This is a genomic window from Ochrobactrum sp. BTU1, assembly GCA_018798825.1.
Lineage (GTDB): Bacteria > Pseudomonadota > Alphaproteobacteria > Rhizobiales > Rhizobiaceae > Brucella.
In genome coordinates this window covers 1-14677 of sequence record CP076354.1, presented here as the reverse complement: position 1 = coordinate 14677, position 14677 = coordinate 1, and the positions used below count along the sequence as shown (strand labels likewise).

Here is a 14677-nt window from a genome sequence, read left to right as displayed (position 1 = left end):
AAATGACCATCCTACTTATGGACCGTCGCCATTTTCTAGGTCTTTCAGGCAGTGCCGCTATTGCGGCCTGGCTTCCAGAAATGGCCTTTGCCAAATTGCCAACCCAAAAAGCGTTGTATGGATTATCGGCTTTTGGCGAACTCAAATATCCGGCAGATTTTACGCATTTCGACTATGTGAACCCCGATGCGCCAAAGGGCGGAACATTCACGCTGGCACCGAACACATGGTTCTGGAACCAGAACACACAGACCTTCAACACGCTCAACACTCTGACGTTTAAAGGCGATGCGCCGCCGCGCATGGAACTCACTTTCGACAGTCTGATGGCCTCAGCACTCGATGAACCTGATTCCATGTATGGTCTGCTGGCGAAGAGCGTAACTCTGTCTGAAGACCGCCGGTCTTTCCTGTTTGATCTTCGTAAAGAAGCACGCTTTCACGACGGCTCAACCGTTGAAGCAAAAGACGTGGTCTTCAGCTATATAACGATCAAGGAAAAGGGGCATCCCCTCCTTCGACAATCGCTGGCGGCTATTGAAAAAGTGGATGCGGTCGGAACATATCAGGTGCGTTTGCGCCTTGCAGAAGGTCGAAATCCGCAGGCAATTCTTGATTCTCTTGAACTCCCTATCCTTTCTGCAAACTGGTTCAAGGATCGCGAGTTTGATTCGGCCAGCATGGAGGCCGTTCTTGGATCTGGCGCTTACCGGGTCGGAAAAGTGTCTGCTGGGCAGGCAATCGAATATGAGCGTGTAGAGGATTATTGGGCGAAAGATTTGCCCGTAAGGCGCGGAACCAGCAATTTTGATCGCATTCGGATTGAGTTCTATCAGGATCGCCAGCCGGAGTTTGAAGCCTTCAAGAAAGGTGCCATAGACTTTCGCGAAGAGAATGTCGCAAAGAACTGGGCGACGACCTATGACTTCCCTGCCGTTCAGCAGAAGAAAGTGATCAAGCGCACGTTCCCGAGAGAGAAGCGTCCACTGATGCAGGCATGGGCGCTCAACCAGCGCCGCGAACGTTTCCGCGATCCGCTCATACGTGAAGCCATCAATCTTTGCTTTGACTTCGAATGGACCAACGCAAACCTGTTCTACAATACCTATGAGCGCTCGCAATCATGCTTCAACGGCTCGGATTTTGAGGCGACGGGAGCGCCGGGATCAGACGAGTTGAAGATCCTTGAACGCTACCGTGACAAGCTTCCGCAGGAGATTTTTGCGGAAGTTCCGGTCATGCCGGTTTCCGACGGCACCGGACGAGATCGCAAACTTTTCTCGCGTGCCGTTGATCTGATGCAGCAGGCAGGTTTTGAACGCAAGAACGGTCAGTTCCATGACAAGAGCGGGACGAAATTCTCGCTGGAAATTCTCAGCAACTCAGATGCCTTTGGACGCATTTACAATCCCTTTGTACAGAAGCTGCGGGCAATTGGCATTGATGCGAGTCAACGATTGGTCGATGCCAGCCAGTATCAGGCAAGGTTGCAGAATTTTGATTTCGATATGGTCGGCATGGCGATCCAGTTCAGCGCGACGCCAACCAAGGATTCGCTAGCGAGCATGTTCGGATCAGAATCGGCAAAAACACCGGGCACTTATAACTTTCCGGGCACGTCTGATCCCATTATCGACGCATTGATCGAGGATGTGGGCAAGGTTTCCACGCGCGACGAACTAGTCGCAACGATCCGGGTGCTTGATCGGTACTTGCGTATCCGGCGCGAGTGGATTCCAAATTGGACTGTAGCGAATCACTTGGCGGCCTATTGGGACCGTTTTGGTTTCAAGGAGCCAAAGCCCGATTATGGCTTCCCGGTTGAGACGCTTTGGTGGATTAAAACATAACCCCAAAAAGGGGACCCGTTTTCGGGCAAGATCATGATCTTGAAAAACAAAAGGGCAAAAGCTGTTGGCAAGCCATAAGAGCAACCTGAATTTCCGGAGCCGTGAAGGCTGATGGGCGCTTATATTTTACGCCGCCTGCTTTTGATGATCCCGACCATTCTCGGCATCATGGCCATATCCTTCGCCGTTGTTCAGTTTGCTCCCGGCGGGCCTGTTGAGCGTGTGATTGCACAGCTTTCCGGTCAGGGCGGCGATGCTCTTGACCGACTTTCGGGCGGTGGCGGTGATTTTGGCCAAAACAACCTCGATAGTGGTTCATCCAACTCGAAATATCGCGGTGCGCAGGGACTCGACCCCCAGTTCATTGCCGATCTTGAAAAGCAGTTCGGCTTCGATAAGCCTCCCCTCGAGCGCTTCGGACAGATGCTCTGGAACTATATGCGCTTCGATTTTGGCCGCAGCTATTTTCGCGACATCAGCGTGATCGACCTCATCAAAGAGAAAATGGCGGTTTCCATCTCGCTCGGACTGTGGCTCACCTTCCTGTCCTATCTGATCTCGATCCCGCTTGGCATTCGCAAGGCGATCAAGGAAGGCACCCGCTTCGACACATGGACCAGCGCCATCATCATCGTCGGCTATGCTATTCCGAGCTTCCTGTTCGCCATCCTGCTGATTGTACTTTTTGCCGGTGGTTCGTTTTTCGACTGGTTCCCGCTCCGTGGCCTCACCTCGCCTGATTTTGCGCAAATGTCGGTATTGGGAAAGATCGGCGATTATCTCTGGCACATGGTTCTGCCCGTAACAGCTCTGGTCCTGTCGGCCTTTGCCACCACAACCCTTCTGACCAAGAACTCGTTTCTGGAAGAAATCCGCAAACAATATGTGACCACGGCACGCGCCAAGGGACTGACCGAACATCAGGTGCTTTACCGCCATGTGTTCCGCAATGCCATGCTGATCGTAATTGCTGGTTTTCCGGGCGCCTTCATCTCGGCATTCTTCACTGGCTCACTGCTGATCGAAACGATCTTCTCGCTCGATGGTCTGGGGCTTCTTGGCTATCAGTCGATCATCAACCGCGATTATCCGGTAGTGTTTGCCAGCCTGTTTATTTTCTCGCTGATCGGGCTTTTGGTCGGGCTTTTGTCTGATCTTATGTACACATGGATTGATCCGCGCATCGACTTTGACCGGAGGGACGTGTGATGACAGACGCCACTTTTTCCCCTCAAGCCAAGCCGGTAAAGCGCCCGTTTCTTTCACCGCTCAATCGTCGTCGCTGGCAGAATTTCAAAGCCAACAAGCGCGGTTACTGGTCGCTGTGGATTTTCCTCGTGCTTCTTGTGGCAGCGATCTGTTCCGAGTTTATCGCTAACGACCGCCCGATCCTCGTTTCCTACAAAGGCGAGCTGCTCACGCCGGTTTTTGTCGATTATCCGGAAGAAAAATTCGGAGGCTTTTACGCCGTCACCGATTACCGCGACCCGGTTATTCAGGATGAAATCAAGAATAATGGCTGGGCAATCTGGCCACCCGTTCGGTATTCCTACAACACCGTCAACAACGAGATTCCAGAAGCAGCACCTTCAAAGCCTACATGGCTTTATACGGCAGAACAGCGTTGCCAGCGTTACCCGGACGGTATCAACGACCCGAACTGCATCGTCGGCAACTGGAACTGGCTCGGCACTGATGATCAGGCCCGCGATGTCTTTGCCCGCGCGCTTTATGGCTTCCGCATCTCGGTGATGTTCGGTCTGATCCTCACCTTCTTCTCCGCCATCATCGGCGTGACAGCTGGTGCTGTGCAGGGCTATTTCGGCGGTTGGGTCGATCTTATCTTCCAGCGCGTGATCGAAATCTGGTCTTCGATTCCGGTGCTTTATCTGCTGCTGATTATCGCTGCGATACTACCGCCCGGATTCTGGGTATTGCTGGGCATTATGTTGCTGTTTTCATGGGTCGCCTTTGTTGGCGTGGTGCGTGCTGAATTCCTGCGTGCCAGAAACTTTGAATATGTGAATGCAGCCCGTGCACTCGGCGTGAAGAATGGCACAATCATGTGGCGACATCTTTTGCCCAACGCGATGGTCGCAACGCTTACCTTCCTGCCGTTCATTCTCAATGGTTCGATCACGACGCTGACAGCGCTCGACTTCCTTGGCTTCGGTTTGCCGCCAGGCTCGGCCTCGCTTGGCGAATTGCTTGCGCAGGGCAAGAACAATCTTCAAGCCCCATGGCTTGGCATTACAGGCTTTGTGGTTATCTCGGTCATGCTGTCGCTGTTGATCTTCATCGGCGAAGCCACCCGTGACGCATTTGATCCACGAAAGGCATTTCAATGAGCCGGTCAATGAGTGGGTCGATGAATAAGCCTTTGCTTTCCGTCCGCGATCTTTCCGTCGCCTTCCGCCAGAATGGTGAAGAACGCATTTCCGTCGACCGCGTTTCCTTCGATATCGCCGAAGGTGAAACAATTGCACTGGTTGGTGAGTCTGGTTCCGGCAAGTCCGTTTCAGCACTCTCCATCCTGAAGCTTTTGCCCTATCCGGCTGCAAGCCACCCATCCGGGGAAATTCTCTTCAACGGCAAAGACCTGATGAAGGCTTCCGAGCCTGAGTTGCGGCGCGTGCGCGGCAACGATGTCACCATGATCTTTCAGGAGCCGATGACCTCGCTTAATCCGTTGCATACGGTGGAGCGACAGATCGGTGAAATTCTGAAGATGCATCAGGGCATGAGCGATCAGGCAGCACGCAAGCGGACGCTGGAATTGCTGGAAGAAGTGGGCATCCGTGAGCCGGAAAAACGCCTGCAATCCTTTCCACATCAGCTTTCGGGTGGCCAGCGCCAGCGCGTGATGATTGCCATGGCGCTTGCCAACAAGCCAAAGCTGCTGATCGCTGATGAGCCAACCACAGCACTCGACGTCACGGTGCAGGCGCAAATCCTGAAGCTTCTTGCAGACCTAAAAGAAGCACAGGGCATGTCGATGCTCTTTATCACCCATGACCTCGGCATCGTTCGCAAAATCGCCGACCGGGTTTGCGTGATGAGCAAAGGCAAGATTGTCGAGACTGGGCCGACCAAGGAAATCTTCGATAATCCGCAACACGAATATACCAAGCATCTGCTTGCCGCAGAGCCAAAGGGCGAGCCACCACTGGCCGATCTCTCTGCCAAGACAGTGATGGAAGGCAAGGATGTCCGCGTCTGGTTCCCGATCAAAAAGGGCTTCCTGCGTAAGACAGTCGATCATGTGAAGGCCGTAGATGGCATTGATGTGGAACTGCGCGCGGGACAGACGCTGGGTGTCGTGGGTGAGTCCGGTTCCGGCAAGACGACGCTTGGGCTGGCCCTGTCGCGCATGATCTCATCCAAGGGCGAAATCCGCTTCGACGGACGCGATATTGCGAAGTTCAGCTTCAAGGATATGCGCCCGCTCCGCCGTGAAATGCAGATCGTCTTTCAGGACCCGTTCGGCTCATTAAGCCCGCGTATGACCATCGCAGATATCATCGCTGAAGGTCTGCTGGTGCATGAGCCGAAGCTTTCCGCTGATGATCGCGACGAGCGCGTTGTGTCCGCGCTCAAAGAAGTGAACCTTGATCCTGAAAGTCGCTTTCGTTACCCGCACGAGTTTTCCGGCGGTCAGCGCCAACGCATTGCCATCGCACGCGCCATGGTACTCAATCCGAAATTCGTAATGCTGGATGAGCCAACTTCGGCGCTCGACATGAGCGTACAGGCGCAGGTGGTTGATCTTTTGCGCGCATTGCAGAAGAAGCATGATCTCGCTTATCTTTTCATAAGCCACGATCTGAAAGTAGTGCGGGCACTGGCCAATGATGTGCTGGTGATGCGCAATGGCAAGGCAGTCGAATACGGAACGTCGAAGGAAGTCTTTGCCAATCCGAAAACGGAATATACCAAGGCACTGATGGCAGCAGCCTTCCACATGGAGGCAACCACTTTGGGAGGAGTGAAACAATGAGCAAAAGCGGCAATATCTTACTCTCCGTGACCAATTGGGACCCGGCCATCTGGATCGATAGCTTCAAGGCCCATGCGCCTGAACGCAATGTCGTGACAGAACGTACAGAAAATGATCCAAGCATCGAATACGCGCTTGTCTGGAAGCAAAAGCCCGGTTCGCTGACCAATCTTCCAAATCTCAAAGTGATATTCTCGCTGGGGGCTGGCGTCGATCATGTCTTTCATGATCCGCATATTCCGGACGTACCGCTGGTACGGGTCATTTCAGATGATCTCACCATGCGCATGACCGAATATGTGGTCTGGCAGGTGCTTGATCATCATCGCCTTGGCGCAAGCTACCGCAAGCAGCAGAAGAATCGCGTCTGGCATGAAGACCCACGCCAGCCAGCAGCCCATGAAGTGACTGTCGGCATTATGGGATTGGGTGTCTTGGGCCGTGATGCAGCAGAAAAGCTCAAAGCGATTGGTTTCAATGTTACCGGATGGAGTCGCCGTCCGCAGGAGATCGACGGCGTTCAGACCTTCAACGGCAAGGAAGGCTTTACACGCTTCCTCAAGACCGCCGATATCTTCGTCTGTCTTCTGCCTTTGACGCCGGACACCAAGGGCATTCTGTCCATGACGATGTTTGCGCAATTGAAAAGCGACGGTCCGCTGGGCGCGCCTGTGCTGATCAACGCAGGTCGTGGTGGCTTGCAGAACGAAGCTGATATTCTTGCAGCTCTTGATCGTGGCCTGCTTTCGGCGGTCACGCTCGATGTGTTCAACCAGGAACCGCTGCCCACTGATAGCCCGCTCTGGGCGCATCCGAAGGTAACGATCACGCCACATGCGGCTGCAAGCTCCTCGGCAACCGCAATTGTTCCGCAGATTATCCGCCAGATCGAAGCGTTTGAACGCGACGGAACGCTCGAAAACGTGGTTGACCGCGCCACGCAATATTAGGCGCTGATCGAAATATTCCCATTCTCGCCGACCGTCACCCGATGGCCGGCGAGTTTCTTTTGCTTCTCCCGGTCAAACTCGACTGCGATAGGAACATCATGTCCCATCTCGCGTGCAACAATAAGCCCGAGAAGCAGGATCGCATCGGGTTCATGCAATATGATTGCGGCCGGTGCCAAACCGGCATGAACCAGCTCGAGCAGTACTGCTGCGGCTGATGACGAGCCGATCGTTCCCGGTAAACACAACACATAGCCCGAAATACTCTGCCCGTGTTCCGGGTGGCGGACATCGGCAATCCGTCCGGTTTTGGGGTCAACTCCGCCCCAGAAGCTGATAGGAGCCGACAAAACCAGTGCGTGAGCTTCTGTTGCCTTCCCCGCGACCAGAACCGATGACATATAATTGGAGGTACTCATGCGGCCTGCCTCTCAAATATAGGTCGACCAGCGACAGCACTTTCAACGCATTCCTCAAGTGAGCCATACAGTACGCCATAGCCGGTATTACCCGGCGCATAATGCGCGAACTTGCCGGAATTGGTCATCAGAACCGCATCATCTTTTGTTGGCATGATCGGCGTCACCACAACACAAGTATCCGCTACGATGACAACGCCTGCCTTTTCAAGCAGCGCTCTGCGTCCGTTCTTTTCCAGCTCAACAAGGGCATGTCGCCCGGTACAAGCATAAAGCGGCACGGCAAGCTTCCGACCCGCGATTGCACGTTCGAGCCTGTCAAATTCAGTGATCGACAGATGCGGGCTGCCAATCGCCACCGCATCTATTGAATCCGCATGATCGACCGTCGACAGACGTTTGCGGGTGGCTTCGATCATTTCCTGTGTCACATGAATGATGCCGTCTGGCTTTTGATGCTGCATGGCTGTTTCAAGGTCGGGAGCTTCCGGGGTCACACCCGCGACGTGGAAAAGGCCAACAGACCCCACCGAGGCTGCCGCAGCTCCAAAGGCCTTCAGCGCATCTTCATCCGGACGCATTCCCGCACCAGCCACAACACCGATACTTGTGCCAACACTCCGGCCAAACAGATTGCCAAGAATCGGCCACGCGACCTCTGATTGAAGGAAAGCAGGATTAATTGCGGAAATATCGAGAATAACCGTCGCTCGACGATTCTCGTTTCGATGGAGACCATAATCAGGTGCGCGTCCGGCAATAGCGCAAGCTATATCCAGAAAATCGCCGTAGCGGTTTGTCCTGGCACCAAGCACGGAATTGCAGAATACGACGGCGTTCGACTCGCCCCATGCAACGTCTGTTCCCTTTGCGGGACGATGTCCGGCCTGATAAGGCGCGCAGGTCCATGTCGGCTCGCATCCGAGCTTGATATAAGCCCGCATCATGCGTCTGGCCATGTCGGCCTCATGTTGCGGCAACAAATTGCGGGAACAGCCGGTGAGATCAATAGATCCCACATTAAGGGTGGCGCGCACTTTGGTTCTGGCACCGCCATCAACCAGTCGTTCAGCGAACAGCGTACCGCTATCGCCGTGATAGAGCGCACCATCAATATGTGCAGACGCGATCGGGATGAGGCGCGATGCCCCCATCAAACGCGCTGTTTCGGCTACGATGCGCATGGCCATCGCAGCCCCTTGTCCCTGTTCCCCGGCAGCTATCGACTGCTCTTCATGGGTTAATGTCAGTGCCACGCGAGATCTCCTTACGCATGGTTATCGATGTCGTTCTTGTAAACCCGGGATGGCATGTCTCGGCTACTTTGCGATAGCCGAGCCTACCGAAAACAATGTGATTGCGTTCAAGCTCGATACGCACTTGCAGTTCCATTACAGGTTTGCCGCGCGTGACTGCCTGCTGCTCGGCCTTTGCCATGAGCTGACGTGCAATACCCCGGCCTTCAAAGGCAGGTGCGACAGCAAGCTTGCCGAGATAAAAATGATTTTCTTTCTCAGCGATGAACACACAACCAGCCAAAGCATCACCGATGAACACTGCAAAGCCGGTTTCTACGGCTGCCTTCCCTTGAAGAGCCTCTATCGTCAGATGATGCGCAGACGATGGCGGATCGATAATGCCATCCATATAAACGAAGCTGCTCTGAATGAGCTTCAAAAGTTCGTCCCAGTGACCAAAATCCGCGTCGATGGATGTCATGCGAAATTCTGTCATTTGGGTTTGCGTGCCTTGTATCGGATTGTTTCAAAACGCACGTTCAATGCGTTGTAAAGCAGGAGCCTTCCGACCAGCGGTTCGCCAATGCCCGTTATGAGCTTGATGACTTCCATGGCCTGCAAATTGCCGATCACGCCCGGCAATACACCGAGAACTCCGGCCTCAGCACAGGTCGGCACGGCACCCGGCGGCGGCATATCCGGAAACAGATCACGATAGGAAGGATTAGGCGCTCCATCTGCGCCCTTTGCATAAGGCATAAGCACAGTGACCGTGCCGTCAAAGCGCCCCATTGCACCTGAGACCAGTGGTCGCTCTGCCAAAGCGCTTGCATCTGCGAGTGCATAACGTGTCGTAAAGTTATCAGAGCCATCAACAACAACATCATATTGGCTGATCAGGGCTTGTGCATTTTCACTGTTGAGGCGCAATGCGTGGCCTTCGACCTTCACATGCGGATTGATACGAGCAATCGAAGCCGTCGCACTTGCAACCTTGCTCTGACCAACGCTCTCAGTGTCGTGGATTACCTGTCTCTGCAGGTTCGACAACGACACCGTATCGTCATCGACAAGGCCAAGTGTTCCGATACCAGCTGCGGCCAGATATTGCAGAACCGGCGCACCGAGTCCGCCAGCTCCCACCACGAGCACACGGGCAGCTTTCAGCTGCTGCTGTCCAGGCCCGCCGATTTCCGGCAGCACAATATGGCGCGCATAGCGCTCTAATTCTTCGGATGAAAAGGGCTTTGATGGTGCGTTCATGATGCATAAACATAGGCCCGTTAAGGCCATCTGTCAGCGGATATTTTGTCTCAAAGTCTGGTGAGTTCGCCCCCAGCAACATTGAAAAACTGCGCATCCCCTTCAAGAGCTTCAAACAGTGAACGGTCGGTGCCGGTCATGAAAGCCTGTCCGCCAAGATCATCGAGAATACCAAATAAAGCCGCGCGGCGTCCGGTATCGAGATGGGCCGCGATTTCATCAAGCAACAAAATCGGTGCCATGCCCGAAAGCTCGCCCGTCAGCCTTGCATGAGCCAGAATAAGCCCGATCAGCAGTGCCTTCTGCTCGCCGGTGGAACAAAGGGCAGCGGGCATGGATTTTGGCCGATGCTGCACAATCAGATCCGTGCGATGCGGGCCTTCAAGCGTGCGTCCTGCAGCGCGATCCCGGGCACGACCGTCTCGCATTGTGCGCCGAAAATCTTCTTCAAGATCAAGCGCTGCTTCAAGACCAATGCGCTGCTCAAGTGTTCCTTCAAGAAAGCAGTCTGCCTTGGGAAAAGGACCTTCAGCAGGCAGGCGTTCAATCATCGCAGCGATCAGCCGCATGGCCTCTGAGCGGGCCGCCGCTATGGCAATGCCAAGCTCAGCCATCTGGCTTTCAATCGCATCGAGCCACTGATTGTCGCTGTTACCATCGCTCAGCAGCCGATTGCGCGAGCGCATGGCCTTCTCATAATCCAGCACGCGCTTGCCGTGGCCGGTATCGATTGCCAGCACCATGCGGTCAAGAAAGCGCCGCCTGTCCGATGCGCCACCGGTAAATAGACCGTCCATTGACGGCACCACCCAGAGAATGCGCGCATAATCGAGAAGTTCGTCACCGGATGCAGCATTGCTATTGATGCGGACTTTGCGGCCGCCTTCACCACCGCCCGCTGTGCCGGTGCCGATTTCAGCATCACCATAGATCATACAATCAAGCGAAGCATGAATGGCAAAGCCATCATGGCCGCTGGTGCGAGCCACGTCATCATAGGAAGCACGGCGCAGCCCCCTGCCCGGCGACAGAAAGGAAACGGCTTCAATGAGGTTGGTTTTGCCTGAACCGTTTTCACCTGTCAGCACCACATGGCCGGGACCAAGCGGGAGCGTGAGTTCCGTGTAGTTGCGGAAATCAGAAAGTTTAAGCCGCCGGACCGAGACTCGATCCGGACGGCTTATAATGGGTTCAGAAATGCTCACGGTCGGTTTTCATATCCTAGACGCGCATAGGCATCAGAACATAGAGCACATCTTCATCGCCGGTATCGCGCACCAGCGTAGGAGAACCGGCATCAGCCAGCATGAAGACGGCATCGGAACCGGAAAGCTGGCTGGTGATGTCGAGCAGATATTTCGAGTTGAAACCGATATCGATCGGATCAGCATCGTAATCCGCAGCCAGTTCATCGGTCGCACTTCCCGAATCGGGATTGTTGACCGTCAGCGTCAACTGACCATCAGCGATCGAAAGCTTGACCGCACGGCCGCGCTCACTGGAAATCGTGGAAACACGATCAACAGAAGCAGCAAATTCCTGACGGCTGATGGTGAGCTTCTTGTCATTGCCCGAAGGGATCACGCGCTGGTAATCCGGGAATGTGCCATCGATGAGCTTGGAGGTCAGAACCACCGAGCCAACAGTGAAGCGGATTTTTGCGTCAGAAAGTTCAACCGAAACAACCGTATCCGGAGCATCAACGAGCTTCTGAAGTTCAGCAACCGTCTTACGCGGAATAATGATGCCCGGCATACCTTCAGTGCCAGAAGGGGCTTCGAGTTCAGCGCGTGCCAGACGATGGCCATCGGTTGCAACGGCACGCAACTTCAAAGCACCATCGCTTTCAATGGCGTGGAAATAAATGCCGTTGAGGTAATAGCGAGTTTCTTCCGTCGAGATCGCAAACTGGGTGCGATCAATCAGGCGCTTGAGAGCCTGTGCATCGATGCGGAATGAATGGGTGAAAGCGCCGGCAGTCAGTTCCGGAAAATCGGACTGTGGCAGCGACTGCAGACGGAAAGAGGATTTTCCGGAAATCACCGAAATCGACCCGCCATCCGGATTGGTGGACAGCATCACTTCAGCGCCATCCGGCAGTTTGCGCACGATATCATAAAGAAGATGTGCCGGAACCGTGGTGGCACCAGCCTGCTCGACCATGGCTGCGGTTGCTTCATTGACCTCAAGATCAAGGTCGGTGGCCTTCAGCGCGAGGCTTGCGCCCTCTGCCTGCAAAAGCACGTTCGACAGGATAGGAATCGTGTTGCGGCGTTCGACAACGCGATGCACATGATTGAGGGATTTAAGAAGGTTCGACCGTTCCAGGGTTACACGCATATTGAAACGCACTCGCTCTCTAGGACTGGGCAACCGCGCAACGGGCAGACGCCCCTATCAGTAAGGCGCTTGTGGCGCCCGAAGGTTTGCTAAAGTGGCAGATTTTTGAGACGAAAAGCAAGCCCGCGCCACGTCGCAAATCGACACGGCGCGGGCTTTTTAACTAATTTCTGTCGATCAGGCTGCCTGATCGTTGATCAGACGCTTGAGAAGCTCAAGTTCTTGCGCCAGCTTGGTGTCAGCACCGACCAGATCTTCGATCTTGCGAACCGCATGAAGAACCGTCGTGTGGTCGCGACCACCAAAACGACGACCGATTTCCGGCAGCGAACGTGGCGTCAGCATCTTGGCAAGATACATTGCAACCTGACGTGGCTTCACGATGGTACGCGTGCGGCGATTTGAAAGCAGGTCCTGCTTCGACACATTATAGTGACGAGCAACGATGCGCTGAATTTCTTCAATGCGGATGCGCTTTGGTTCGCCTACGCGTGTCAGGTGACCAAGCAGTTCGTCAACGCGATCAATCGAGAGATTAGGCTCGAACGACTGACGGAACAGAAGCTGGTTGAATGCACCTTCCAGTTCGCGACCCGATCCAGTGACCGTACGGGCGACATGAGCGAGGATATCGTCATCGATATTGAGGCTTGGATCTTCGACCTGAGCAGCCGTCAGACGGCGGCGCAGCATCTCGACGCGCATTTCGTAGTCTGGTGCAACAACTTCCAGAGCGACACCGCCCTGAAGACGCGAGCGCACGCGGACATCAAGCGATTCCAGTTCCGAAGGTGCACGGTCGGCGGCAACAACAACCTGCTTAGCGCTATCGAGCAGCGTGTTGAGCAGATGACAGAATTCATGCTGGATCGACTTGCCCTGCAGGAACTGCATGTCATCGATGACGAGCAGGTCGATATCACGAAGCTGTTCCTTGAAGGAAAGAGCATTGTTGTCACGAATCGCAGTTGCAAAGCGCCACATGAAGTATTCAGCGGTCAGATAAACGACTCGGGCCTTTTCCTGACGCTGCAGCGCTGCTGCGGCAATTGCCTGAAGAAGGTGAGTCTTACCAAGACCGACAGATGCATGGATGAAAAGCGGGTTGAAGCGAACAGCGCTAGAACCTGCTTCTGCGATGGTGCGGGCGGCGGCAAGGGCTACACGGTTGGATGCACCATCAATGAAAGAATCAAACGTATAACGTGGGTCGAGCGGTGAGCCGAGAACGGCACCGGAAGCGGCAACCGATTCTGCAACAACTGCGGAACCGCGTTTTTCAGCACTTGGCTGGCCTACAGGGAAAGCCATCTTTTCGCGTGGGGCGACAGACAGTTTTGCTTCAATCGCGTCATTCGTATCCGCTGCTGGTGCTGCAGTACGAACGACTCTGCTCACGCCGCGCACAACGACTTCCACTTTGAGAATCTGCGGATTTTCTTCCTGCCAAAGCTCGGTCAGCAGTTCAGAATAATGATTGTTGATCCAAGAGCGGAGGAATGCGGTCGGAACCGACAGACGAACAACGCTTTTGGAGAGGTCATCGAGCTTGAGGCGACCAAACCAGCTTGAATAAATCTCGCTGCCGACGCGTGCCTTGAGCTTTGCAGTCAGACGCTCGAAAACGTCTTCGCCGACGTTGCTTTCAGCACTCACCACGAGGCTGTTTTCTTTTCCAGTAGCAGAAGATCCATGGATACGGTTCGCATGCGCATCATCACCCATCGTTGCCGTCGACTTACCAGTCATCATTGCCATCGTCTCGCCTGCCTTCACATTCCTACGCGCTAGTTTTACAGCGCTTGTCGTTATTTCCTGCATCGTGTCCGGTTTGGGGAACCAGAAACCCAGCTGGTACTCAATTCACACTGGTTCTTTCTAAGAACCGCACACAAACTCAAACCGTCCGCAATCGAACAACTGCTGCGGACAAACACCCAGATAACTCCTGTTGAGCTACTCGTTACGACTCATCAAATCCTTGCTCAAGGCTGATTGCCCGGATCGGAATTTGCCACAACCATTCAATTGCGAAGATGCGCCAAAAACAGCATTCCGGTTAATGAATGGTAAGCAATCACCAAAAGAGACAAACTTAATAAGAACAGGACCTTAAGACCAGAATTCAGCACCCGCGGACAAAGCTGCCCACGCCAATAAGACATCCTATTTAATGCTAACTCCGGGCCATCGGCCCACCCCTCTTATGGCTCTGACTTTAACGAAGCCTTACGGCAAAGAGCAAGCCTAAGATCTGCAGTTTTTTCTTCAAGAAAGACTTGCATGCCCTGTGCCCTCAAGCAGAGAATCGGTCGAGAGAGCAATAACGCCTTTGGATTCAATGCGTTTTGATTGACGGTTTTTTAGACGGGCACGATATGTTCTCCGACAAAATAATTTTTCAAAAAGTGGCTTGACTCAGAGGGGCTTCCGAGTCCTCCGCAGGGGCTGTGGATAACTGTGGATAAACACGCACAAGCTTTTGAAAATAATGAGGAATTCGCCGCATATATCTTTCGATTAGTTCTAAAACTATCTGCCTGATATGAAATATTGCTAAAAAAACATACTCATAGTTTCGAGGGTACGTTTCTTTAAAAAAGTTCCAAAAAAGAAAACC

General features: G+C 53.8%; 12 protein-coding genes. 5 read left to right on the top strand and 7 right to left on the bottom strand.

Annotated features, from left to right (window positions below; genetic code table 11):
• The first annotated feature begins 2 nt into the window (after positions 1–2).
• The 5 genes from KMS41_00060 (at position 3) to KMS41_00040 (ending at position 6797) form a co-directional block, all read left to right on the top strand.
• The gene (locus KMS41_00060; protein QWK77684.1) at positions 3–1850 is read left to right on the top strand and encodes an ABC transporter substrate-binding protein; all 1848 of its coding nucleotides are present in this window, start codon (positions 3–5) and stop codon (positions 1848–1850) included.
• Between the two features lie 111 nt (positions 1851–1961).
• Positions 1962–3059, top strand: coding sequence for a microcin C ABC transporter permease YejB (locus KMS41_00055; protein ID QWK77683.1), 1098 nt, complete (start codon positions 1962–1964; stop codon positions 3057–3059).
• Positions 3059–4198 (top strand): ABC transporter permease, encoded by a 1140-nt coding sequence (locus KMS41_00050; GenBank protein QWK77682.1) that lies wholly within the window; start codon positions 3059–3061, stop codon positions 4196–4198. Before KMS41_00055 ends, KMS41_00050 begins: the two co-directional genes overlap by 1 nt.
• A gap of 20 nt (positions 4199–4218) precedes the next feature.
• Positions 4219–5847: an ABC transporter ATP-binding protein gene (locus KMS41_00045; protein QWK77681.1), complete on the top strand. Its 1629-nt coding sequence runs from the start codon at positions 4219–4221 to the stop codon at positions 5845–5847.
• Complete coding sequence (locus KMS41_00040) at positions 5844–6797, top strand: glyoxylate/hydroxypyruvate reductase A (GenBank protein QWK77680.1); 954 nt, start codon at positions 5844–5846, stop codon at positions 6795–6797. Before KMS41_00045 ends, KMS41_00040 begins: the two co-directional genes overlap by 4 nt.
• Here KMS41_00040 and KMS41_00035 read toward each other — a convergent pair.
• From KMS41_00035 to dnaA, 7 genes are all read right to left on the bottom strand, one after another.
• Positions 6794–7216, bottom strand: a complete 423-nt coding sequence (locus KMS41_00035) for a DUF126 domain-containing protein (GenBank protein ID QWK77679.1) — start codon at positions 7214–7216, stop codon at positions 6794–6796. The two genes, KMS41_00040 and KMS41_00035, sit on opposite strands and share 4 nt — an antisense overlap.
• Positions 7213–8472 carry an aconitase X catalytic domain-containing protein gene (locus tag KMS41_00030; GenBank protein ID QWK77678.1) on the bottom strand — a complete coding sequence of 420 codons (1260 nt, stop codon included), beginning with the start codon at positions 8470–8472 and terminating at the stop codon, positions 7213–7215. Before KMS41_00030 ends, KMS41_00035 begins: the two co-directional genes overlap by 4 nt.
• Entirely contained in the window at positions 8450–8950 is a 501-nt protein-coding gene (locus tag KMS41_00025; GenBank protein QWK77677.1) for a GNAT family N-acetyltransferase, read from the bottom strand. The genes KMS41_00030 and KMS41_00025 overlap by 23 nt, the downstream gene beginning before the upstream one ends.
• Positions 8947–9717, bottom strand: a complete 771-nt coding sequence (locus KMS41_00020) for a molybdopterin-synthase adenylyltransferase MoeB (GenBank protein ID QWK77676.1) — start codon at positions 9715–9717, stop codon at positions 8947–8949. The genes KMS41_00025 and KMS41_00020 overlap by 4 nt, the downstream gene beginning before the upstream one ends.
• 50 nt (positions 9718–9767) lie before the next feature.
• Complete coding sequence (gene recF, locus KMS41_00015) at positions 9768–10922, bottom strand: DNA replication/repair protein RecF (protein ID QWK77675.1); 1155 nt, start codon at positions 10920–10922, stop codon at positions 9768–9770.
• A 16-nt stretch (positions 10923–10938) separates the two neighbouring features.
• A complete protein-coding gene (gene dnaN, locus KMS41_00010; GenBank protein ID QWK77674.1) occupies positions 10939–12057 on the bottom strand; it encodes a DNA polymerase III subunit beta in 1119 nt (372 codons plus the stop codon).
• Positions 12058–12234: 177 nt separating this feature from the next.
• Entirely contained in the window at positions 12235–13809 is a 1575-nt protein-coding gene (dnaA, locus tag KMS41_00005) for a chromosomal replication initiator protein DnaA (protein QWK78720.1), read from the bottom strand.
• Between the last annotated feature and the right edge of the window lie 868 nt (positions 13810–14677).

Bases quoted from the DNA above. Each gene is read 5' to 3' on its own strand.
- KMS41_00050 (QWK77682.1), top strand. From the start codon at position 3,059: ATGACAGACGCCACTTTTTCCCCTCAAGCCAAGCCGGTAAAGCGCCCG.
- KMS41_00060 (QWK77684.1), top strand. From the start codon at position 3: ATGACCATCCTACTTATGGACCGTCGCCATTTTCTAGGTCTTTCAGGC.
- KMS41_00055 (QWK77683.1), top strand. From the start codon at position 1,962: ATGGGCGCTTATATTTTACGCCGCCTGCTTTTGATGATCCCGACCATT.
- KMS41_00035 (QWK77679.1), bottom strand. From the start codon at position 7,216: ATGAGTACCTCCAATTATATGTCATCGGTTCTGGTCGCGGGGAAGGCA.
- dnaA (QWK78720.1), bottom strand. From the start codon at position 13,809: ATGATGACTGGTAAGTCGACGGCAACGATGGGTGATGATGCGCATGCG.
- KMS41_00025 (QWK77677.1), bottom strand. From the start codon at position 8,950: ATGACAGAATTTCGCATGACATCCATCGACGCGGATTTTGGTCACTGG.
- KMS41_00020 (QWK77676.1), bottom strand. From the start codon at position 9,717: ATGAACGCACCATCAAAGCCCTTTTCATCCGAAGAATTAGAGCGCTAT.
- dnaN (QWK77674.1), bottom strand. From the start codon at position 12,057: ATGCGTGTAACCCTGGAACGGTCGAACCTTCTTAAATCCCTCAATCAT.
- KMS41_00045 (QWK77681.1), top strand. From the start codon at position 4,219: ATGAATAAGCCTTTGCTTTCCGTCCGCGATCTTTCCGTCGCCTTCCGC.
- KMS41_00040 (QWK77680.1), top strand. From the start codon at position 5,844: ATGAGCAAAAGCGGCAATATCTTACTCTCCGTGACCAATTGGGACCCG.